Source organism: Hydrotalea sp. (assembly GCF_049968455.1).
Taxonomy (GTDB): domain Bacteria; phylum Bacteroidota; class Bacteroidia; order Chitinophagales; family Chitinophagaceae; genus Hydrotalea.
This window is the reverse complement of sequence record NZ_JBMFQT010000024.1, coordinates 1-23,885: the sequence shown is the minus strand read 5'-3', so window position 1 is coordinate 23,885 and position 23,885 is coordinate 1. Positions and strand designations below refer to the sequence as shown.

19 protein-coding genes and 2 tRNA genes are annotated in these 23,885 nt (G+C 33.1%); 14 read left to right on the top strand and 7 right to left on the bottom strand.

Annotated features, from left to right (window positions below):
• The first annotated feature begins 76 nt into the window (after positions 1 to 76).
• The 7 genes from ACP5P5_RS12925 to ACP5P5_RS12895 are packed head-to-tail and all read left to right on the top strand — an operon-like array spanning position 77 to position 8,071.
• Positions 77 to 1,198 carry a glycosyltransferase family 4 protein gene (locus tag ACP5P5_RS12925; protein ID WP_428286531.1) on the top strand — a complete coding sequence of 374 codons (1,122 nt, stop codon included), beginning with the start codon at positions 77 to 79 and terminating at the stop codon, positions 1,196 to 1,198.
• A 32-nt stretch (positions 1,199 to 1,230) separates the two neighbouring features.
• The gene (locus ACP5P5_RS12920; RefSeq protein ID WP_428286530.1) at positions 1,231 to 2,505 is read left to right on the top strand and encodes a hypothetical protein; all 1,275 of its coding nucleotides are present in this window, start codon (positions 1,231 to 1,233) and stop codon (positions 2,503 to 2,505) included.
• Between the two features lie 34 nt (positions 2,506 to 2,539).
• Positions 2,540 to 3,568, top strand: a complete 1,029-nt coding sequence (locus ACP5P5_RS12915; RefSeq protein ID WP_428286529.1) for a DUF354 domain-containing protein — start codon at positions 2,540 to 2,542, stop codon at positions 3,566 to 3,568.
• Positions 3,565 to 4,578: a Gfo/Idh/MocA family protein gene (locus tag ACP5P5_RS12910; protein WP_428286528.1), complete on the top strand. Its 1,014-nt coding sequence runs from the start codon at positions 3,565 to 3,567 to the stop codon at positions 4,576 to 4,578. The genes ACP5P5_RS12915 and ACP5P5_RS12910 overlap by 4 nt, the downstream gene beginning before the upstream one ends.
• A 1-nt stretch (position 4,579) precedes the next feature.
• Positions 4,580 to 5,458 carry a hypothetical protein gene (locus tag ACP5P5_RS12905; RefSeq protein WP_428286527.1) on the top strand — a complete coding sequence of 293 codons (879 nt, stop codon included), beginning with the start codon at positions 4,580 to 4,582 and terminating at the stop codon, positions 5,456 to 5,458.
• A gap of 39 nt (positions 5,459 to 5,497) precedes the next feature.
• A complete protein-coding gene (gene wecB, locus ACP5P5_RS12900; RefSeq protein WP_428286526.1) occupies positions 5,498 to 6,619 on the top strand; it encodes a non-hydrolyzing UDP-N-acetylglucosamine 2-epimerase in 1,122 nt (373 codons plus the stop codon).
• 48 nt (positions 6,620 to 6,667) lie between these two features.
• Positions 6,668 to 8,071 (top strand): undecaprenyl-phosphate glucose phosphotransferase, encoded by a 1,404-nt coding sequence (locus tag ACP5P5_RS12895; RefSeq protein WP_428286525.1) that lies wholly within the window; start codon positions 6,668 to 6,670, stop codon positions 8,069 to 8,071.
• 62 nt (positions 8,072 to 8,133) lie between these two features.
• Here the strand turns inward: ACP5P5_RS12895 and ACP5P5_RS12890 are convergent, their stop codons facing one another.
• The 3 genes from ACP5P5_RS12890 to glyA form a co-directional block, all read right to left on the bottom strand.
• Positions 8,134 to 11,097, bottom strand: coding sequence for a T9SS type A sorting domain-containing protein (locus tag ACP5P5_RS12890; protein WP_428286524.1), 2,964 nt, complete (start codon positions 11,095 to 11,097; stop codon positions 8,134 to 8,136).
• A gap of 354 nt (positions 11,098 to 11,451) precedes the next feature.
• Positions 11,452 to 11,868, bottom strand: a complete 417-nt coding sequence (locus tag ACP5P5_RS12885; protein WP_428286523.1) for a DUF4293 family protein — start codon at positions 11,866 to 11,868, stop codon at positions 11,452 to 11,454.
• Between the two features lie 27 nt (positions 11,869 to 11,895).
• Positions 11,896 to 13,176 (bottom strand): serine hydroxymethyltransferase, encoded by a 1,281-nt coding sequence (gene glyA / locus ACP5P5_RS12880; RefSeq protein ID WP_428286522.1) that lies wholly within the window; start codon positions 13,174 to 13,176, stop codon positions 11,896 to 11,898.
• Between the two features lie 280 nt (positions 13,177 to 13,456).
• On the opposite strand from glyA, the gene ACP5P5_RS12875 reads away from it, so the two are divergent.
• Together ACP5P5_RS12875 and ACP5P5_RS12870 are read left to right on the top strand one after the other, a co-directional pair.
• On the top strand, positions 13,457 to 14,449 hold the full coding sequence (locus ACP5P5_RS12875) for a sugar phosphate nucleotidyltransferase (protein WP_428286521.1): 993 nt from the start codon (positions 13,457 to 13,459) through the stop codon (positions 14,447 to 14,449).
• Between the two features lie 30 nt (positions 14,450 to 14,479).
• Positions 14,480 to 15,427, top strand: a complete 948-nt coding sequence (locus tag ACP5P5_RS12870; RefSeq protein WP_428286520.1) for an NAD(P)H-dependent flavin oxidoreductase — start codon at positions 14,480 to 14,482, stop codon at positions 15,425 to 15,427.
• A gap of 40 nt (positions 15,428 to 15,467) precedes the next feature.
• On the opposite strand, the gene ACP5P5_RS12865 is transcribed toward ACP5P5_RS12870, so the two are convergent.
• From ACP5P5_RS12865 to ACP5P5_RS12850, 4 genes are all read right to left on the bottom strand, one after another.
• On the bottom strand, positions 15,468 to 16,799 hold the full coding sequence (locus ACP5P5_RS12865; RefSeq protein ID WP_428286519.1) for an ABC transporter permease: 1,332 nt from the start codon (positions 16,797 to 16,799) through the stop codon (positions 15,468 to 15,470).
• 46 nt (positions 16,800 to 16,845) lie between these two features.
• Entirely contained in the window at positions 16,846 to 17,787 is a 942-nt protein-coding gene (locus tag ACP5P5_RS12860; RefSeq protein WP_428286518.1) for an ABC transporter ATP-binding protein, read from the bottom strand.
• A 131-nt stretch (positions 17,788 to 17,918) separates the two neighbouring features.
• Complete coding sequence (locus tag ACP5P5_RS12855; RefSeq protein WP_428286517.1) at positions 17,919 to 19,577, bottom strand: NAD(P)/FAD-dependent oxidoreductase; 1,659 nt, start codon at positions 19,575 to 19,577, stop codon at positions 17,919 to 17,921.
• A gap of 35 nt (positions 19,578 to 19,612) precedes the next feature.
• Positions 19,613 to 19,987 carry a DUF3127 domain-containing protein gene (locus tag ACP5P5_RS12850; RefSeq protein WP_428286516.1) on the bottom strand — a complete coding sequence of 125 codons (375 nt, stop codon included), beginning with the start codon at positions 19,985 to 19,987 and terminating at the stop codon, positions 19,613 to 19,615.
• A 114-nt stretch (positions 19,988 to 20,101) separates the two neighbouring features.
• On the opposite strand from ACP5P5_RS12850, the gene ACP5P5_RS12845 reads away from it, so the two are divergent.
• The 5 genes from ACP5P5_RS12845 (at position 20,102) to ACP5P5_RS12825 (ending at position 23,648) form a co-directional block, all read left to right on the top strand.
• Positions 20,102 to 20,848, top strand: coding sequence for a 5'-nucleotidase C-terminal domain-containing protein (locus tag ACP5P5_RS12845; RefSeq protein WP_428286515.1), 747 nt, complete (start codon positions 20,102 to 20,104; stop codon positions 20,846 to 20,848).
• Positions 20,841 to 21,770 (top strand): metallophosphoesterase, encoded by a 930-nt coding sequence (locus ACP5P5_RS12840; RefSeq protein WP_428286514.1) that lies wholly within the window; start codon positions 20,841 to 20,843, stop codon positions 21,768 to 21,770. Before ACP5P5_RS12845 ends, ACP5P5_RS12840 begins: the two co-directional genes overlap by 8 nt.
• 134 nt (positions 21,771 to 21,904) lie before the next feature.
• On the top strand, positions 21,905 to 23,332 hold the full coding sequence (gene dnaA, locus ACP5P5_RS12835; RefSeq protein WP_428286513.1) for a chromosomal replication initiator protein DnaA: 1,428 nt from the start codon (positions 21,905 to 21,907) through the stop codon (positions 23,330 to 23,332).
• Between the two features lie 107 nt (positions 23,333 to 23,439).
• Positions 23,440 to 23,528, top strand: a tRNA-Ser gene (locus tag ACP5P5_RS12830).
• Positions 23,529 to 23,574: 46 nt separating this feature from the next.
• Positions 23,575 to 23,648: transfer RNA gene (locus tag ACP5P5_RS12825), tRNA-Pro, on the top strand.
• Positions 23,649 to 23,885 lie beyond the last annotated feature (237 nt).

Genomic DNA, 23,885 nt, shown 5'->3' with positions numbered 1-23,885 from the left:
GAAAAACAATTAAAACTATTATAGGTATAATTCAAATAAGAATTTAAATATCTACTACAATTACAATATATAAAAAATGTATAAAAAGTTTGAAGAGGTACTATATATAGGACCAGAGAAAGACTACGGGGGTATGGGCTCTGTACTTGATATGTATGCTAACTATATACCGAACTTTAAATTTATAGCTAGCTATCCATCTTTTGAATCAGGAAAGAAAGGATGGGAAAACAAAATTTATGCATCATTATTTTTCTTTCAGTGCCTGTTCCACTATACTTATATTCTAATATTTGATAAAAAAATTAAGATTATTCATATACACAGTGCTTCAAATGGAAGTTTTATTCGAAAATCAATTTTAACACACATAGGTAAAATATTAAACAAAAAAGTTTTGCTTCACATCCATTCCGGAAATTTCAAAAATTATTACAACAATGCCGGTTTGCTGCAGAAATACATATTATATACCCTAAAGAAAAGTGATAAAGTAATTTGTCTTTCTAATGAATGGTTAGAATTCTATAGCGCGGAGCTAGGTTTAAAAAATGCAATAGTTCTACCAAATCCTGTAGAATCACATCAAAAATCATTACCAAATTATAAAAAAGAAAAGATCAACTTATTATTCTTAGGGAAAGTATGCAAGGAGAAAGGAATATTTGATTTGATTGAATTCTTGGAAAATAATAGTTGGTTTCAAAAGAAATATATTCAATTAAAAATTGCAGGTAATGGTGAAACAGAAAAATTGCAACACTTAATTAATAAGCAAAATTTATCAGAAGGAATTGAATATATAGGTTGGATAAAAGCGGAACAAAAAAATAAAGTAATAATGGATGCGGATATCTATATCTTACCATCCTATTTTGAAGGTGTTCCAATTTCAATTCTAGAATGCATGTCAGCAGGGAAACCAATTATTGCTACCAATGTAGGTGGAGTCCCATCATTAGTGGAAGCAAATGAAAATGGGTGGTTATTTGAACCAGGGAAATTTGATCAATTAAATGAAATTTTCAATGAAATATTTACCTCTAAAAACTTGATAACAAAATATGGAGAAAATTCATGGAAAAAAGCACAACAATATAAACCTGAAGTAATCATTCAAAAATTGCTCAGTATATATTCCGAAATGGCCCCCCTACAAACCAGTGTAAAGGAAGAAATCAAAAATTACTTTTTGTAAAATTTACTAAAATTATTTTCAATTTAAATAATATGCTATTCAATTATTTGATAGGTCAAATAAGATTATTAATAATAGATATTGCAAGAGGAACAAATATCAGGAAACAGCTTTCATATTTGCGACGAGAACAATATTTTAGTAGTACCGAAATAAAAAATATTCAAAAAAATAAAATAAAAAAAATATTTTCCTTAGCCCAAAAAAATACCGATTACTATAAATATTTTAAGACTTATGAAGAGCTACCCATTTTAACTAAAGACTTAGTACGAAAAAATGAAGAAGGATTAAAAAATAAATTATTTAAAAGAAAATTATTTAAAAAAGGAACAAGTGGCTCTACCGGAACACCTTTGGTATATTACACAACTCAGCTGGCACAATCATTTATGTGGGCAGGCATTTTACTTTCATGGGAAGTAACAAAATTTGTAATTGGTGAAAGAGTAGCATTTATTTCAGGCTCAGCAATAATAAAATCAAGTACGCAACATAATATTTTCTACAAATTATTAAACATAAAATGTTATTCAACCTTTACATTAAACGATGAAAATATAGAACACTATATAGATGATATTAAAAGAAGAAAAACAAAGCTAATATATGGCTATGCAACCGCATTAGATAAAATGGCAACTTATATTAATAATAAAATTCCAGAAACTAAATTCCCCCATCTTAAGGGAATTGTAAGTTCTGCAGAAGTATTAACTGAAGAAAATAGGAAAAATATTGAAACCGCATTTAAAACAAACGTTTATAATCAATATGGCTGTAACGAAGCAGGCATTTCTGCCTTTGAGTGTGAATATAAGAAAATGCATTTAATTTCAACAAGAAGCTGGTATGAAACAGATGAAGAAAATAATTTAATTAGCACAGATTTAGCCAATGAAGGCTTCATTATGATGCGATATTTCACTGGTGATAAGGTACTATTTTCCAAAGAAAATACTTGCAAGTGTAAAAGAAATTATCCTATTATAGATAATGTAATTGGCAGAAGTTATGACTTTGTAGTTGATATGAATAAGAAGATTTTACATGCCGCTTTCTTTAATATTTTATTTCGAAATGACCCAACTGTAAAACAGTTTCAGGTAAAATTTAATAAAAATTCTATCAAAATATGTTTAAATGTAGATAATACAAAGAGTTTGTGTGAATACGATATTTACTTAAATGCAATAAAAAAGCATTTACATTTTGAACATTATGAAATGATATTCAATACCCCATTCCTAACTGCCGAAAATGCAAAACATCGATATGTAATTGATGAAACCAATGTAGTTTGTTAAAAATTGGGTATGGAAAAAAACAAAATTATACATTATGAAAATATGGTTTGATCTTTCAAATTCTCCTCATGTTAATATGTTTTATCAACTTATCAGGGAATTAGAAGTTGATGGGCATGTTGTAATTATTACATCACGACCCTTAGCCAATACCATTGCATTATTGAACCAGAAAGGTTTAACCCACACACAAATTGGCGAACACTATGGAAAAAACATTGTAAAAAAAATATTTGGATATCCCATACGCGTTTATCAACTATACAAATTTTTAAAAGATAAAAAAATTGATGTAGCTGTATCTCAAAGTTCATTTCATTCCCCCGTAGTAGCTAAGTTGCTTGGCATTCCCTCTATTTATACTAATGATAATGAACATGCTATTGGCAATAAAGCAGGATTTTATTGCGCTACCAAAGTTTTTATTCCTGAAACACTAGCCATTAATAAAATAGCAAAAAATGGTATCTCCTCTAGTAAGATTGAGCAATATCCTGGTGTAAAAGAAGGTATTTATTTATGGCAAAAAGGAATAGCTATTCAAAATGAACGAAAAAAAAATAATGATACTCAAATTAATATTTACATACGTCCTGAGCCACAAACAGCTCAATATTATAATGGTAAAAAGAATTTTTTAGACGATACAATTATTGCATTGCAGAATAAATATAACATTATTATACTTCCACGAGACAAAGCACAATCAGAGCATTACCATCAAACCAAATTTTCTAACATAGTAGTTGCCGACAAACCAATTGGTTTTGATGAAATAGCAAAAAAATGTACCCTTTTTATTGGTGCCGGTGGTTCCATGACAAGAGAATTAGCCATTTTAGGAATACCTACTATTTCTGTGTACCAAGACGAATTGTTAGATGTTGATAGATATATCATTCAAAAAAATTTAATGCTACACGAAAAAGCATTAACACCGGATAAAGTAGAAGCATTTCTTCATTCATTAAATAATAAGCAGCCCGATTTAGAACTAATGCATAAAGGAGAAGAAGCTTATAAATTATTAAAAGCAGAAATTTTAAAATTACAATACGCATGATAAAAGTAGCATTAATAGGCGCCGGGAAAATGGGCATATCACATTTGGCAATTTTAGGTGCACATAGTGATGTTAAAGTAGTAGGAGTAACAGACACTTCTAAATTAGTAACCGATGTTTTATCAAAATATGGTTCATTTAACTGCTATAGTGATTATAAAAAAATGTTAGACACAGAAAAACCTGAAGCAGTATTTGTGGCTGCACCAACAAAATATCATACTGAAATTGTAAGTGAATTACTTAAAAGAAATATCCATGTATTTGTCGAAAAACCATTCTCCTTAAACATTCAAGAAGGAAAAGAATTGGTTCATTTAGCAAAAGAAAAAAAACTAGTTAATCAAGTTGGCTATCATAATAAATTTATAGGAACATTTGAGGAAGCTAAACACTTGATATCAGAAGGTTTTTTAGGAACAATTCAACACTTTACCGGAGAAGCTTATGGCCCTGTGGTTGTAAAACCTAAACAAGATACATGGCGTTCAAAACCTACAGAGGGAGGTGGGTGCCTAATGGATTATGCATCACATGTAATTGATTTGATCAACTACCTAATAGCCCCAGTTGAAAATGTGCATGGCACTTTACTGAAATCATTCTATTCAGATACAGTTGAAGATGCTGTATATGCATTATTAGAAACTAATTCAAAAATTTCCGGAGTACTATCTGTTAATTGGAGTGATGAAACTTACAGAAAAATGTCAACATCACTTACAATTATTGGTACAAAAGGAAAGATAATTGTAGATGCTACTGAATTAAAAGTATTTTTCAAAGATAATCAATGCCCAACTAATTATAACAAAGGCTGGAATACAAGACATATCAATGAATTAACACAACCGGTTGATTTTTATTTAAGAGGAGAAGAATACTCATTACAAGTTGATTATTTTATTAAAGCCGTTCAAGGTAAGGCACCAAACATAATTAACACCTTTGAAAGTGCGTTACTGACAGATATGGTGATTGAAGAAATTAAGAATTTTAAAAATAATTAAAATGGAAAGAATATTATTTGGAGACAATCAGTTTTTCGGCGTTAATCATATATCTGATGAAAAATCTAGAGCCCAAGCAATTAAGTTTAAAGAAGATGCAGCCATATTAAAAGTGTTAGACCAGTCAAGAGATTGTGGTATCAATACTTTTATGTGTACAACCCACGAAAGAATAGCTAATATATGCGACGCAATTAGAAATAATCAGGAAAAATATAAAGGCTATAAAATTTATCCTTGTATGCCATATGCACACAAATATGCAAATGCCGTAACTGAACTTGGTATTATGGGAGCAATGAAACAGTATGTACCCGGAAATTTTTTTGGAAGTTTATTAAAGGGAGGTGTAGCATTTGTATCGAAGGATTATATATCAATAATGGAATTAATGATTGATGCAGAAATGAAAATGTTTAAGGGAATTGATACACCGGTTATATTTCTTCAAAATGTAATTACAGACCTTTTAATTGGGTTAGGCATGAAAGATATTTTGAAAGCCTACAACGACTACATTATTAAAAAATACAATGCTGAACCCGGATATATTACCATGAACTTACCCAAACTGGTTGATATGTTGGAAAGTGTAGGAATTGAAAATCCAATAATTTGTGCTTCTATTAATAAGGATGGATTTAGAATGTCTGGTGGGAAAGCTTTATATGAACAAACATTACAGACAAAAAAAGTTAGAGTAATTGCCATGCAGGTTTTAGCAGGCGGAGCCATTTCACCAAAAGAAGCTGTTGATTATGTTAATTCATTACCCAATATTTCCTCCATTTTATTCGGAGCCTCTAGCAAAAACAATATTAAAGAAATGGTAGTGTTAATAAATGACCACAAATTACAACCACAATTCAATAGTTTATAAACTAGTCTTATTCAATTGCTTCATCCCAAACCTTAATTTATGTTGATAACTTTAGTAGCAGGTGCACGACCCAATTTTATGAAAATTGCACCCATCATTCATGCTATAAAAAAAGCTCAAAATAACGGTATAGCCATTATGTATAGACTTGTACATACAGGCCAACATTATGATAAAAAAATGAGTAGCGATTTTTTTGAACAATTAAATATACCTGAACCTGATATAAATTTAGAATGTGGCGGTGGTACACAAGCTGAACAAACCGCTGCTATTATGGTAAAGTTTGAAAAGGAGCTCTTAAATAATAGACCTAATTTGGTAATAGTAGTTGGCGATGTAACCTCAACAATGACATGCACCATTACTGCAAAAAAATTATGTATTGATGTAGCGCATGTTGAAGCAGGTATAAGGTCGGGTGATATGACAATGCCGGAAGAAATAAACAGAATAGTTACCGATTCTATATGCGATCATTTTTATACAACCAGTAACTATGCCAATGAATTATTACGCAAACAACAAGTACCCGAAAGCAAAATACATTTTGTGGGAAATACGATGATTGATACACTGTATCACAATCTTCATAAAACTATTCAACCCGATTTCTGGAACCAATATCAATTGTCAAACAAAAATTACTTTTTAATTACGCTTCATCGCCCGTCAAATGTTGATAATCCCGAAAAACTAAATTCTTTATTAAAGGAGATAATGTTAGCCACATCAGATTACCCGGTAATTTTCCCTGTGCACCCACGAACCAAACACATTATTGATCAACTGGATATACAATATGAGCGATTAATAATGATTGACCCACAACCCTATCTACAATTTATATATTTAGTGCAACACTCCAAAGGAATTATTACTGATTCCGGTGGAATAACTGAGGAAGCAACTGTACTTCAAATTCCATGTATAACATTACGCAATTCAACCGAAAGACCTGAAACAATTACCATGGGCACCAATGAGTTAATTGGAGATGATATGGAGAAAATGCATCAATGTCTTCAGTTAATTCTTCAAAACAAATGGAAAAGTGGCACTGTACCTCCTTTGTGGGATGGTAAAACGGCAGAGCGTATTGTTGAAAATATTGCTAAAAACTATTTACAAAAAAAAGTAGCTATCACTGAAACTTTCTAATACCTGATTATAAATATTGAATTGTAATCAAGAATTTTCTCATATTTTATGAACAGGCAATTAAAGTATTATTTACAAGCCAGCTTAATTGGAATGGATTTATTCATTCTAAACCTAAGCTATTTTTTGTCCCGTATTTTTTTATACGAAATAATGAACGAAAACATTCCTGAAAGTTTTTATTCATCATACTTTTTATTTTGGCTTTTAATTAATGCAAGCTGGATAATCATTTCATTTTACTTTGGTATTTATAATGAAAAAAGCATTTTACATTTTGAAACCTTTACAAAAAGAAGTGCACAAGTTTATTTTTTATGGATTGTAATAATGCTGTTTTATTTGTTCTTTTCAAGAGAGTTTAAACTATCTCGCTTTTTTATTATTTCAACAATTACCATTTTTGGAACCGGGCTAATCATCAACAGATTTTTGTATTTAAGCATAAAAAAATATTTTCGAAAACAAAGTAATCTTCTTAGTAAAGTAATGATTATAGGTTATAATGATACAGCCAGAAAACTTGAAAATTATTTTGAAGAAGAAGGACTGAATATGCGTTTGGTAGGTTTTGTTGAAAATAGTGAAAATGTTTCTGAATTAACACATCATCCAATATTTCCCGACATTACTAAAACCATAAAAGTTGCAGAAGATTTAGATGTGCAGGAAATATTTTCAACCATTTCACCTGAACAAAACCATTACATCTATCAGTTGATGAAAGATGCAGAAATGAAATGCATTCGATTTAAAGTGGTACCCGATTTATCAGTATTTTTTACTAAACCTGTACTTATTGATTATATAAGAGACCTCCCGGTTTTATCATTCAGAAGTGAACCTTTGGAGGATATTGGCAACCGAGTAAAGAAACGCATTTTAGATATTGTTGTAAGTGCATTGGTGGTTATTTTTATTTTATCGTGGCTATTCCCATTACTAGGGTTATTAATTTATTTAGAATCGCCCGGCCCAATTTTATTTAAACAAATAAGAACAGGAAAAAATAATAAACCTTTTTATTGTTATAAGTTTAGAAGCATGCGTATAAATAAAGATGCCGATTCAAAGCAAGCTACAAAAAACGATAGCAGAGTTACGCGTATAGGACGCTTTATACGTAAAACAAGTTTAGATGAATTTCCTCAATTTTTAAATGTATTAAAAGGTGAAATGAGTTTGGTTGGTCCTAGACCACATATGGTAAAACATACCAAAGATTTTTCTAAAATGGTAGATCATTATATGATTCGTCAGTTTCTAAAACCAGGCATTACCGGTTGGGCACAAGTAAATGGATATAGAGGAGAAATTTTTAATGATGAGCAAATCATTATGCGTGTTAGAAATGATTTATGGTATCTAGAAAATTGGACAATTTGGCTAGACATTAGAATACTTTTTTTAACCGTATACAATGTGATGAAAGGTGAAAAAAATGCTTATTAAATAAAATGAGGTCCGAATTTAGGACGTCATTTTTTGTTTTGTTTAGGAGAGCTTATGTATGCTTACAATTTCATAATTTTTAAAGTTTGTACAGCAGTACCTTGTTGTACCTGTACATAAAACATACCAGTAGAAAAATTACTTCCGAAATTATAGTCATTATTTGGAGCTCCATCTAGTACACTATAAACAAGTTGACCATTTGAATTATAAACATAAATGGATATACGTTGACTACTCCCCGATTTTATCCTCAATTTGAATTGATTGTGCGTAGGATTAGGAAATGCTTTAATCTCTAATTTAAAACTATCAATTACAGTAGTTGAAGGAGCAATAGTAAATGATTGTTGCGCACTACAAGCATTGGCATCTTTAACAATTGCTATATGTGTACCCGCAATTACATTATAAAACAAATTATTACTTTGGAAACTGTTATCATCTAAACTATAAGAAAATGCACCAGTACCTCCTGAAGCATACATTGCAACAGTAGTAGTTGTATTGTATGGCGCAATTGTAGGAATTGGAACAGAAATAGTTAATGCAGGTGGCTCAGTAACAGTAATAGTAATTACACCATAATTACCTTTTGAATCAGTTACTTTATAAGTATATGTACCGGCACCCACAGTAAAAGTACCTGCACCGGTATAAGGTGGTGTACCGCCGGTTGCACTTACAGTAACAGTAGTTTTATCTCCATTACATTTTATACTTCCTGCAACAGCAGTTGCTCTTACCGTATCCGTTCCAGATGGTTGTGTTAAGGTAAAATTTTTAGCTGCAGATGAGCAACCATTACCATCTTTAACAACAATGGTATGTGCACCAGCCATAACATTAGAAAAACTTCCGGATGGTTGAAAACTTCCACCATCTAAACTATAATTATAACTGCCGGCTCCCCCGCTTGCAGTAGCAGTAACCCAAGTATTTCCATTATATACGGTAATAGTACCTGTATTAATACTAACATTAATGGCAGTAGGTTCTGTAATAGTTATTGAAGTTGAAGCGGTAGCTCCTGTTGCATCTTTAACTGTATATGTATATGTTCCTGCCTTTACCGTAAAACTTCCGGTACCTGTATAAGGAGAAGTTCCCCCACTAGCAGTAACAGTAACAGACGTTGTACCACCATTACATGAAATATTACTTGCTGTTGTACTTGCTTTTAAAGTTGTAGTAGAACTAGCAGATTGAATAATTGTAAAACTTTTTGACCCACTACATCCATTTGCATCGTTCACTACCACTGTGTGATTTCCTAATCCAATACTTGAAAAAGTAGAAGAGGTTTGAAAACTTCCACCATCAATACTGTAAGTATACCCCCCTGCTCCACCTGAAGCTGATGCAGTAACTGATGTAGTACCAGTAGAAGTAGTAATGTTACCTGTTACTACACTTACTGTTATGGGAGTAGGTTGTGTAATAGTTACAGTGGTGCTAGCTGTATCGCCTTTGGCATCGGTTACCTTATAAGTATAAGTACCTGCACCTACAGTAAAATTTCCTGTACCTGTATAGGGAGTTGTACCACCTGTTGCAGTAACAGCAACTGTTGTAGTACTGCCATTACAAGTAATTTTTCCTGGAACTGCACTTACAGATAATGGGTTAGTTGCTGCAACATTACTAGTATGCTGCAACATGCCAATATCGGGTTTAGATGACGGAACTGAATTGCCGGCATAATCGGTAGATAAACCAACACTTTGACCGGTAGCAATTGCAGGACCAGGATTTAATAATGTATAATTCCATTGTGAAGCATCAGAATTTGAGGTATTAGTAAATACTGCAGTTGTATTACCTAACAAAGTTTCTGTTGGATCTAAATTAAAATTTGTTTTCCCACCATTAATAATATGGTACAAATTGTTTTGATGTACCATTTGCCCATTGGTGAATTTGCTTGCACTGCCAGAGCTAATAACACTAATTCCAGTATTCAACCAAAAAACATTATTTTTTAAAATAATTATATTTTGAATAGAAGAAGTAGCCTGCATTCCCAACATGTAAGTTGGTAGTGTTAATTGGTTTACTGTTTCTACAATATTATTGTTATAAAATTGAAGGTTATTAATTGTTATAGCAAAAGCACCGCTATTTTGCAAATAGGCTAATGAACCATTATTAATTAGTAAGTTATAAGCTACTACCATATTGTTACATGTACCACCTGCATTACTACCAATTTCAGTAAAACCATTATTGTTAATGGAGGCATTATACATAAATGTATTATTGTTAATGGCAGAACCAAACATTTCTACAGCACCCCCATCCCATCCATAATCATAGCTCATTGCCCAACAATCCTGAAATAAATTGTGGGTAACAATATTATTGCTTCCACCAACCACAATACCATTTGCACCATAATCATCATTATTATTTACACTGGTAGGTGTGTTTCTTACCATACGTAAATTATATACCTTACAGCTATCCATTAAATTATTACTGCTCCCGTCCCAGGAAACCCCAACTCCAACCAATGAAATATCTAAATTTCTAAGTTTCACATAATTACATTGATCCATTGAAACACCATATCCTACATTTGAAGTTATGGTATGGTCATTAGGATTCATAGTTGTATCTGTAATCTTAATACCATTTATTTCAATATAGCTTTGCTGGTACATATAAATGGCATTACGAGCCGCATTAGATTTACTATCGGGTAATGCATATTGAAAAACTGGAGGAGCAGTTGCGCTACCATAAGTAGTAAAAACTATTGGTTTTCCTGCACTACCGGATACAGTAATATTTAAATTACCGACAAAAGTTTGTCCACGCTTAAAAAAAATGGTATCACCTGCTTTAAAGGAGTACATATTGCTATTAACCGAAGAAAGTGACTTCCAAGGAGTATTAAATGCTCCATTTTGAGTAGAAGCGGTAGAGGAAGGATCAACGTAATAATTAGTAGCTTTTAATTGACTTACTATTGTTAAAAAAATAAACAATAGCAATCCAGGCATTACATAGGATGGCTTAATCATAAATATTGAATTTTTTTTGACACTGCATTTCCATTTTTTTAGGATGGAAATTTGCAATTATCAAGCCAAATGTAGTGTGTATGGGAATATCAAAAGCATATTTTTGTGGATTTTTTTAAGTATTTTTTACTTTTTTCCACATTTCATTTAAAAAAAAACACTTACACATAAACATATTTTTTTACGTAAGCGTTAATTTTTTGGAAAAAAAGTAAATTTTAACACTTTTTAACTTCTGTTTGGCACGACCAATACCAAATAAACACAAAAAAAAGATCACTATTGGTGCAATCCTTTTTAAAATCAATAGGATAAATTTATTGAATGGTGGTTACGTAAATCTTATGGTGTTTTCTATCGAAGTCTATCTACACTCTTCACCAATTGTTCATCTTTATAAATACCTCTCATAGCTAAAATTAATAAAATGGGCATAGCAATATAAATAAGAATAGAAATAGCCCAAGTACCTTGCACAAAAGAACCTGTTTGAAAATATAACAACACAATTTGCAATATTGTAAGCAAAAACAATAAAAAGGTTAACCACAACTGCCGCTTTCTATTCTTAAATAAAAAGATAAATACAATTGCAAACACGCCTATTATTACTGTAATAATGTTTATTAGTAATGAACTGCTAGCAGTTAGGTTTTTAAATACTGTGGTTTGGTTTTCCATTACATTACCGGTATAAAAAGGTAACTTTAATGATATAAATGCACAGGTTGCAGTTATTAACAGCCAAAGCGTTTGTATGCGTTGTATCATATTAACCAATTTAATAATTAAAAAATATTACCCTAGCTCAGGATACAAAGGGAACTGCAGCATCCAATCATTAACACTTTTCTTAGTTTGCTCGATGATTGCTTGATTATCGGCATTCATTAATACTTTATCAATAGCGTCCACAATAAAGCTCATATGCTCCTCTTTGCAGCCGCGAGTTGTAACCGCAGCAACTCCAAAACGAATACCGGAAGTAACAAAAGCACTTTTATCATCAAAGGGAACCATATTTTTATTGGCTGTAATATCAGCTAGGCCTAAAACTTGTTCTGCTTTCTTACCACTAATATTTTTATTACGTAAGTCAATCAGCATTAAGTGATTGTCAGTTCCGCCACTAATAATTTGATAATTTTTTGCAATGAATGCTTTCGCCATTGCTTGTGCATTTAACTGAACTTGTTTTGCGTATTGGGTAAACTCATCGGTTAAAATTTCTCCAAAAGCTACTGCTTTAGCTGCAATTACATGCTCCAAAGGACCACCTTGAGTGCCGGGAAACACAGCCATGTCAATTAAATTACTCATCATCCGCAAATTTCCTTTCACATCTTTCAAACCGAATGGATTTTCAAAATCTTTCGCCATCATAATAACTCCTCCACGGGGACCACGCAAAGTTTTATGGGTAGTAGACGTTACAAAATGGCAATGTTCAAACGGATTGCCTAATAGCCCTTTGGCAATTAAACCGGCCGGATGTGCAATATCTGCCATTACGAAAGCCCCTACTTCATCTGCCACTTTTCTAATTCGGGCATAATCAATATCACGGCTATAAGCGCTGGCACCACAAATAATTAATTTAGGTTTCACTTTACGGGCCTGAGCTTCCAGCATACTATAATCAATTAAACCTTCTTCTTTTGTAACACCGTAAAAATGGGGTTGATACAATTTTCCACTAAAATTTACAGCAGCACCATGCGTTAAATGGCCGCCCATACTTAAATCTAATCCTAAAATGGCATCACCGGGTTGCAAAATCGCCAGCATTAAGGCAGCGTTTGCTTGTGCACCACTATGTGGTTGAACGTTAGCGTATTCTATATTAAATATTTGCTTTAACCGATCAATGGCTAATTGTTCTGTTTGGTCAACAATTTCACATCCACCATAATATCTTCTACCCGGGTATCCCTCTGCATATTTATTCGTCATCACATTTCCCATAGCCTGCATTACCTGTAAACTGGTAAAATTTTCAGATGCAATTAATTCAATGCCTCTTCTCTGACGCTCTAACTCCTGACGAATAAGATTAAAAACAAGGGTATCTTTTTGCATAGAAATTCTTTTGAAAATTGTTTGTAATTGAATATTTGCAAAAGTAAATGTTCAATCTTAGCCTGCCATAACTTTTAAAAACTATTGCCGAAAAAACTTGATTTAGCTATAAAAAAAAGTTTTGCCTATTTTCACACCCCCAAAAATGCACGCAATGATGAATAAACTGATTTGAAAACGGGAAATTATTCACCCAAACTTATTTTTTGATACTAAAGAAAAAACATAGTTTTAAAATCATTTTAGGTTATAAACCGAACCCAAAAACTACCCTCTAATAATGAAAGCAATTATTCCGGTTGCTGGTGCCGGCACCAAATTAAGACCACATACTTATACTCAACCTAAAGCTTTAATTCCTATTGCAGGTAAAACTATTTTAAGTTTTATTGTAGATCAGTTACATGAAGCCGGTATTCAGGAATTCATTTTTATAGTTGGTTACTTAGGTGAAAAAATTCAGGAATATGTTCACCAAACTTACCCAAACTTAACTACTCATTTTGTTTATCAAAATGAACGCCAAGGAACCGGCCATGCTATAGAACTAACCAAAAATATAGTTGGCAATGATGAGGTTTTTGTTACCCTAGGTGATACCATTTGCGAATTTGATGTAAAAGAAGTTTTAGAAAGTCCTTATAGTATGTTAGGGGTTAAGAAAGTAGATGACCCCAGAAACTTTGGTGTAGCATCAATTGATGATGATGGGTTTATTGAACAAGTAGTTGAAAAACCCGCCATTCCAAAAAGCAATATGGCATTGGTTGGTTTGTATAAAATAAAGGAAACTAATTTTTTATATGATTGCCTGCACCACATTTTTACCCAAAACATAAAAACACTAGGCGAATATAATTTAACCGACGCTTTGGAGTGTATGATTGCTAGGGGTGCAAAGTTCCAATCATTTAAAGTAAAAAACTGGTTTGATTGTGGCAAAAAAGAAACCCTTTTAGAAAGTAATGCTACTTTATTAAAAAAGTTTGGTGGGAAGATAGACCCCTCCGCTAAGCTGGAAAATACCATTATTATTCCCCCTGTTAGTATTGGTGTAGGCTGCACTTTAAAAAATGCGATTATTGGTCCACATGTTTCAATTGGTGCCAATACAAACATTCAATTTTCTATAGTCCGCGATAGTATTATCGGTTCCTATACGCATTTATATGAAGTTGTGCTTGACAATTCTTTAATTGGAAGTGACGCTTCTGTTAAAGGATTGAGCCGCAGTTTAAATATTGGCGACAATACCGAAATTGATTTTGGATAAATAACTTATCTAACAAAAATGTACACTGCTATGTTTTCAAATAGCATTACAAAGCTTTTTAAAATAGAATACCCCATTATACAAGCCGGTATGGTATGGGCAAGTGGTTGGAAACTAGCATCGGCAGTTAGCAATGCAGGCGGATTGGGCATTATAGGGGCAGGAAGTATGTATCCACCTGTGTTACGTGAACACATTACTAAATGCAAGCAAGCTACCGATAAACCATTTGCAGTTAATTTACCATTAATGTATCCCGACATTGATAACCATATTGAAACAATTATAGACTTAAATGTTCCTATTGTTTTTACCAGTGCCGGCAACCCAAAAACGTACACAAGTTTTTTAAAAAGCAAAGGCATTACCGTTGTACATGTGGTTAGCAGTAGTTTGTTTGCTCAAAAAGCTGAAGCAGCCGGCGTTGATGCTGTTGTTGCCGAAGGATTTGAAGCTGGCGGACATAATGGGCGAGAAGAAACTACCACTTTTGTCTTGATACCTTTGGTTAAACAGGCAGTGAAAATACCGATAATTGCTGCCGGCGGTATTGCAACAGGAAGACAAATGTTGGCAGCTATGGTATTGGGTTCAGATGGTGTACAAATTGGAAGTAGATTTGTTTGTACACCCGAGGCTTCATCACATATTAACTTCAAAGAAAAAGTAATAGCAGCAAAAGAAGGTGATACCTTATTAAGTATGAAAAAACATGTGCCTGTTCGTTTATTGAAAAATAAGTTTTTTGAAGAAGTACATTCAGCAGAATTAAATGGTGCTGATATTAATACATTACAACAGTTATTAGGTAAAGGCCGTGCCAAAAAAGGAATGTTTGAAGGCGACTTAGAAGAAGGGGAATTAGAAATTGGCCAGGTAAGTGCGTTAATTAATGAAATAAAACCCGCCGCAGAAATAGTTAATGAAATATGGCAAGATTTTTCGGCAGCATTACAAAAGCCTATTGAAAGCATGTAAATAAAAAAGGATGGTAATTTAACCATCCTTTTTTATAATATTAATTTTTTAAAAAAGCCCATTTCCACATTTCTTTCCATGTAGGTTTCTTACCATACATTAAAATACCTACTCTATAAATTTTAGCTGCAAGCCATGTTGTAGCTAAAAAGCCGCCAATTAACAATGCCATACTAACCAACAACTGCCACAAGGGTACACCGTTAGGAATACCATGTGCAATACGTGCCATCATAACAATTGGGGAAGTTAACGGAAACATACTTCCAAAAACGGCAATAGAACTATTTGGATCATTAACCGCCTTTGTCATAATAACCATGGCAAAAATAATAGGCATGGTTATAGGCAATAATAAACTTTGTGCATCCTGTGGATCTTCATTTACAGCACTACCAACCGCTGCAAATAAAGAAGCATATAATAAATAACCACCCAAAAAATAAAAAATAAATGTTCCAATTAACAAAGGAAAATTAATATTGCTTAAAGCAGACATAATACCCTGTAACTCTCCACTATTTTTTACGGATTCTGCTGCTTGCATAGCACCGGGTTGCATAGGTAAATTATTGGTTTGTTGAGCCAGTTGAGGAAAAAACAGAGGCAACAACATGGTTAATATCAACACCAAAACAATCCAGATAATGAATTGTACTAATCCTACGGCACCAATTCCGGTAATTTTTCCCATCATTAATTTAAAAGGTTTTACACTACTAATAATTACCTCAGCAATTCTATTCATTTTTTCTTCCATAACACCACGCATTACCATGGTTCCATAAATGAACAATATTATATATATCAAAAAGCCGCTAAAATAACCAACACCATAACTTATTCCTGCTCTGGCATTGGAATCTTTTGCTCCTTGCAAGCTGGTAAATTGCAAAGTATTAGTATTTTGAATACTATCAATTTGTTTTTTATTCAAATTCAAAGCCATTAAACGTTTTTCTTCTAACAATTCTGAAAATTTCTTTTGAATTTTATCCCGGGTAAGTAAACCAATTGATTTATCAGACTTTAGAGAAAGGGTATCAAAACCCATTATATTATAATTTTCAGGAATTACTATATATCCGGTAATCTGTTTCTTTTGAATTAAATTATCTAACTCTGATGTAGTAACGTTTTGCACAACATTGAAATGTATATCACCATTCTGTTTATCGCTAATATTCGTCATTAGCTTAGCATTATCAACAATAGCAATTTGAATATGATCATCGGTTTTTACAGAAAAATAAATAATGAGCGCATAAAACCCAAAAATGAGTAGCGGTAACAATATGGTGGTTAATAAAAAAGTTTTCTTTTGAACTCGTGTTAAAAATTCACGGCGAGCTATTAAAAAAGTTTTACTCATATTAAAATGTTTACATGGTAATAGTGAAAGTTTGCGGCAATTGCATTTATTGTATGGCTTGAAATTTTCGGGAAACAGCCCCTTGACTGTCTTCCACTAATTGTATAAAAATATCATTTAAAGAAGGCAGTATTTCGTTGAACTGTTTAATGTGAACTTTTTGATCAATAAAGAATTGCAACACATCATTAGTAGAATACCCTTCCTGAATTGTAACCACCAAATTATTATTATATTGCGTAACTACATTAAATGCAGAGCTCATTATAGCGGATGGCTGCTCAGTAAATGAAATATTAAATTTATTTTCTTTAAACTGCTGTTTAATATCACCTACATTTCCATCTAATATTTTTTTCCCGAGATTGACCAATACAATATGGTCACAAATTTCTTCTACCTGCTCCATACGGTGTGTACTAAAAATAACGGTAGCACCCTGCTGTGCTAAACGAAAAATTTCTTCTTTAATAAGATTAGCATTCACAGGATCTAACCCGCTAAATGGTTCATCTAAAATTATAAGTTTAGGTTCGTGTAACACGGTTGTAACAAATTGCAATTTTTGGCTCATCCCCTTACTCAGGTCTTCTACTTTTTTATTCCACCAACTTTCCATTTCCAGCTTTTTAAACCAAAAACGAATTTTGCTTAATGCTTCTGCCCTACTTAACCCTTTTAATTGAGCTAAATACAAAGCCTGTTCACCAATTTTCATTTTTTTGTATAACCCTCTTTCTTCAGGCATGTAACCAATTTTGGCAGCATCATTCATTGGATTAAATGGCGTACCATCAAACAATATAGCTCCATCATCGGGATATATAATGCCGGTTATCATACGCAACAATGTAGTTTTACCGGCACCATTTGGTCCTAACAAACCAAATATGCTACCATTGGCTATTTCAAAACTAATATCATGAACAGCTTTTTGTGTTGCATAAAATTTTTTTAAATGCTGTAATTGCAATAAAGCATTATTCATAAAGGTTAACATTTACAGGTTTACCAAACCACTTTTAAACAAGTGTCAGCAAGATAAATATTTATTATTAAAAAATATTCTATCACTAAAATTTAATGATGAGTGGAAATCTTTAACAAACCGGCTGTAATTTATTGATGCAAAGTTGCTGCTATGGTGGCTGCAATTAATTCCCCATCCATTGCTGCACTAACAATACCTCCTGCATAACCTGCACCTTCACCACAGGGATATAAATATTTTACTTGTGGATGCTGTAAATTTTCAGTTTTGCGTGGTATACGTACAGGTGAAGAAGTTCTACTTTCCGTAGCCACTACTAAGGCTTCATTGGTATAATACCCGTGCATTTTTTTCCCAAACTGATAAAAACCTTTTTGTAATGATTGATGAATAAAATCTGGCAATACAGTTTCTAAGGAAGCTGATTGTACGCCTGGTATATAACTACACTCAGGTAGTTGGGTAGATATTTTATTGTTTACAAAATCAACCATTCTTTGTGCAGGTGCTACAAATTTACCACCTCCGGCTGTATAGGCTTGTTGCTCTACCCACTGTTGGAAAAAAAGCAGTAATAAAGGATGTTGCAAATGATTATCTTTTTTTGCATATATTTTTTCCTGCATTTGTAATTGCAACCATTGTTTATGCTGTTGCAACCATTGCCAAGCATCTGTTTCATTTACTTGCACAACCATTCCACTATTCGCAAAAGGATTATTTCGTTTAGATGGACTCCATCCATTTACTACCAATTCATTAGGCGAGGTAGCTGCAGGCGCAATAATTCCACCAGGACACATACAAAAACTAAATACTCCTCTATCATTTACCTGTTCTACTAAACTGTAAGCAGCAGGAGGCAAATGGGCATTACGTTCACTATGTGCAGGAAATGCTGTTGGTAATGGACAATGGTATTGTATGGCATCAATTAAAGCCTGCGGATGTTCAACCCTTACGCCCAATGCAAATGGTTTTGCCTCTATGGTTAAATGCTTTCTAAAAAATAGGTGAAAAATATCACGTGCAGAATGACCGGTTGCCAATATAACTGCATTGGCATTCCATTGTTGACCATTGGCTGTTATTACCCCTTTAATTTCATTATTCTCAATAAGAAAATCAGTTACCCGCTCCTCAAAAAAACATAACCCGCCTGCAGCAATAATTTGTTGCCGCATTGCAGCAATAATATGCGGCAATTTATTGGTTCCTATGTGAGGATGCGATTGGTATAAAATTTTTTCGTCGGCACCAAACTGCACAAAACGCTGCAAAATACTATCTATGCTTCCCCGTTTATTGCTGCGGGTATATAATTTCCCATCACTATAAGTACCTGCACCACCTTCTCCAAAGCAATAGTTACTATCTTCATTTACAATACCTTCTTTATTTAGTTTGGCCAAATCTCTTCTTCTTTCTCTAACAGATTTACCGCGTTCTAAAATAATGGGCTGTATGCCTTGCTCAATCAACTTTAGTGCAGCAAACAATCCCGCAGGTCCGGCACCTATTATTATTACTTTATATTTGGCATTGTAAACAGAGGAATATTCAATATGTTGAATGGAACGATTGACAAATGGTTCATCAATAAATACACGTAAGGTTCTATTAATCCAAATTTGCTTTTTACTTCTTGCATCAATAGATTCTTTTTCTATAAAATAACCATAAATATGGTTTGGCTGAATGCCTAATTGTTGTACCAAATGGCTTTCAATCGCTTTTTCGTTCGCCGCTTCATTGGGCGTTAAACGCAATACTATTTTTTTTTGCATGTTGATAGGTTTTTATCCTATAAAATCATGAATAATTAAAATGGTAAATCATCGGCAGGCATATCATTGGCAGTAACATCCGGAACAAAATCGGGAGTATTACCTTGCATATCGTTTAGTTTAGCCGATTCCATACGCCAAGCATCTAAATTGGTAATATAATTTTCTTTACCATCTTTTGTCCATTTAGTACCTTTTATGTTAAATAAAACTTTTACCGTTTCGCCAATTGAAAATCGGTCGGGCATAGAGGTTTTATCTTGCACACACTGAAATTTTACATAATTGGTAATCGTTCTTCCACCTATATCTTCCGATTTTTCAATAACAAATTCACGTGTTTTAAAAGTTTCGGTACGTTGAACAATATCGTATTTTGCTACCAACTTACCTGTAATTTCATAACTCATATATCAAATATTTATTGCGGCAAATGTAGCAGTTTAAAAAGGGAATACCACTCTTAAATTTTAATATTTTCTGTACATTTTTTTTGTACCTTACTGCATAAACACCAACTATCTATGTTAAAGGCCATTCCTATTATTAGCTTTACCTGCTTATGTATTGCATGTATTGGCCATACTCAAACTGCTTCAACTGTTCAGTTTCAATATCATAGCATATCATCTACTATTCAGGCTGATAGTGTTACACAACAATGGCTTAAACCCTACAACGATAGTATTGAAAAATATTTAAATACAACAATCGGCTTTTCATTAGAAAATGTATATAAAAATAAAGGAGGTGGGGCTTTGGGTAATTTAGTTACCCAGGCAATGTTACAACAAGCACAAACAAAGGCCGGAACAGCTTTACATGCGGCAATTCTTCATCCATCAGCCATTAAAGGTTATTTGGCACAAGGCAATATTACTATTGGTTCTCTAATTCAACTTCTACCTTACAACAATCAACTGGTAATTGTTCCCATTAGCGGGTTACATTTAACCCAACTTATTCAACAAATGGCTGCCGATGGTGGTTGGCCTATTTCGGGAATAAAGTATAGCATAACACCACAGGGAAATGCTAAAAACATTTATATAAACAATGAACCTATTATTCCCGGCAATACATACCACATTGTAGTTACCGATTATATGAAAAATGGTAATTACAAATGTGAAATTTTAAAATTATTACCACAGGTTTCATTAAATACCAACTTAAGGGAAAGTTGCAAATTGTATATTGAATCGTTCACAAATAAACATGAGCCGCTTGCCATTAATAAAGTGTCACCCATAAACTATGTTTATGAATAGAAGAGATTTTATAACAAGCACGGCTAAAGCAGGATTATTATTTAGCTTGCCTTTTATTTCTAACAAATCTGTTAGGATAGATGATAGCACTATTACATTTACATTATTACATACCAATAATTTACAAAGCAACTTATTCCCAATAAAAAATGAATATGATACCGGACGCCGTACAGGTGGAATTGGAGCATACAAAAAGGTGATTGATGCCATAGTAAAAAATAATCCTTATACTTTATTGGTTGATGCCGGTGATTTTTGTGGAGATGGCCCTGTTTTTGATACATTTAAAGGAAAGGCTGAATTAGATGCTTTGAAATATTTAGGATATAATGCTTTTACATTGGGAGAAAAAGATTTTATGGCAGGAATAGACCATTTAGCGAATAACTTAACATTAACCGGTATGAAGCCTGTAGTTAGCAATTATGATTTCACGCATACAGCTTTACAAAATTGTTATGAACCATACAAAATAATAGAATGGCCAAACTTAAAAATTGGTATAATGGGTATATTACTGCCACTGCATGACAAAATTACTATTCCTAATAAAGAAAAAATAGTTTACCTTGATGCGGTGGAACAAGCCAATACAACAGCTAACTATTTAAAGCAAAAAAATTGCAATATGATTATTTGTTTATCGCACTTAGGCGACCGTTATTCAGATGGCAACTTAAGTGATGAAATACTTGCTAAAAACACTTATGATATTGATGTAATTGTTAGCGGCCACACACAACGTTTTTTTAAGCAGCCTCGAATTTATCAAAATAAAAGCAGTGGCTACACCATTGTAAACCAAGCCGGATGGGGAGGTATTCACTTAGCCCAACTAGATTTTGAAATAGACACTAAAATGAAAAAAAATTTGCTGCAAACGAAAAACTTTTTGCTAAAGGAAAAAAAGAATGAATAAAAATTTTTTTTTCAACATAAAGTCTACATATTCGCAGTCCGTCTAAAAATTTTTTGTGCAGTTTGATGCTGAGGACTTATATGGGGCATTCAAAAAATTATTCTAAAACTTATTGATAAATTGTTGCAAATAGTATGGTAAAAACTGCTGAATCAATCTGGAACAATTGCCTTAAAATTATTAAAGATATTGTGGAGTGGCAACATTTTAAAACATGGTTTGAACCTATAAAACCTATTGAATTAAAAAATAATGTATTATTAATACAAGTACCCAGCCAATTTTTTTACGAATATCTGGAAGAGCACTATGTAAACTTATTAGCCAAAACCTTAAAGCGTGAATTAGGAAAAGATGCGCGTTTGGAATATAGAATAATGGTTGATAGCGGTAATGGAAGAAATGGTAGTATGGACTTGCCCGGCAGTAGTATGAAAATTTATGCCAACAATGAAATGAATTTTCCGCTGGTAATAGATAATCCTGTAAAAAATCCTTTCATTATTCCCGGGTTAAAGAAAATGCAAATAGACCCTCAGTTGAATGCATCTTATATTTTCGATTCATTTATTGAAGGCGATTGTAATCGTGTTGCACGCAGGGCCGGAAAAACCGTAGCTGAAAAACCAGGCGCCAATTCATTCAACCCCTTAGTTATATATGGTGGCGTTGGGTTAGGAAAAACACATTTAGCTCAAGCTATTGGCAATGAAGTAAAAAGATTGCATCCCGGCAAAGTGGTTTTATATGTAAGCAGTGAAAAATTTATTAATCAGTTTCAGGACCATAGCCGCAATAATGCTATCAACGACTTTATACATTTCTACCAGTTAATTGATGTATTGATTATTGATGATGTACAATTTTTCAATCGTGCCGAAAAATCGCAGGATGCTTTTTTTGCCATATTCAATCACTTACACCAAAGCGGCAAACAATTGGTATTAACGTCTGATAAAGCCCCTAAGGATTTAGATGGTATGCAAGAACGTTTATTAAGCCGCTTCCGCTGGGGTTTAAGCACCGATTTACAATTACCGGATTATGATACCCGCATTGAAATTTTAGAACATAAAATGAAGAATGACGGGTTAGACATGAGTAAAGATGTAGTGAAATATGTGGCTTATAACATTAATACCAATGTTAGGGAATTAGAAGGCGCATTAATTTCATTATTAGCTCAATCATCATTAAACAAAAAAGAAATTGATATAGAGTTAGCCAAAAAAGTATTGCGCAACTTTGTTAAAACAACCAGCAAAGAAATTACCATTGAAGCCATACAAAAAATGGTTTGCGAATATTTTGATGTACCGTATGAACGTTTATTACATAAAACCAGAAAACGTGAAATTGTTCAGGCTCGTCAAATTACAATGTACTTAGCCAAAGCTTTTACAAAAAATTCATTAAAAACTATAGGCGAGCATTTTGGAGGAAGAGACCATACTACAGTTATCCATTCTTGCCAAACTGTAAAAGATTTAATGGATACAGATACTATTTTTAGAGAAAATGTAATGGAATTAACACAAAAGGTGCAATTAGCTGCCATGTAATGAATCATTTCTTCGGCCAAAAAAATATTTTAAAAATTACCAAAGCCGATTTTAGGATTTTACAAACAGCATCCCTATTTTTGCAACCCCAAATAAAATTTGGGAATGGTGAGGTGGGTGAGTGGCTCAAACCAGTAGTTTGCTAAACTGCCGTACGGGTTAAACTGTACCGAGGGTTCGAATCCCTCCCTCACCGCAAAACACACGCACAAACAAAGTGCGTTTTTTTATCCATAGGGCTTCGGGAGGTAGTTCAGCCCGGTAGAATACCTGGTTTGGGACCAGGGGGTCGCAGGTTCGAATCCTGTCCTCCCGACAGAAGCTTCAAAAAGGCAATCTTGAAAAAAGGTTGCTTTTTTATTAGGTGCTGTAATGCTTTGCTGTATATTGGCAGTGAATAACCACCTTTTTTCATTAATTGAATTCACTTTGCCTCAAGCTGCCTTTTTTACTTTCAAAATGCAATGCATTATAGCATAAATATGACCATCTGCAAAGCATAAATTGCTAAACCAGTTCTACTGTGTACTTGCAATTTTTTAAATAAGTCTTC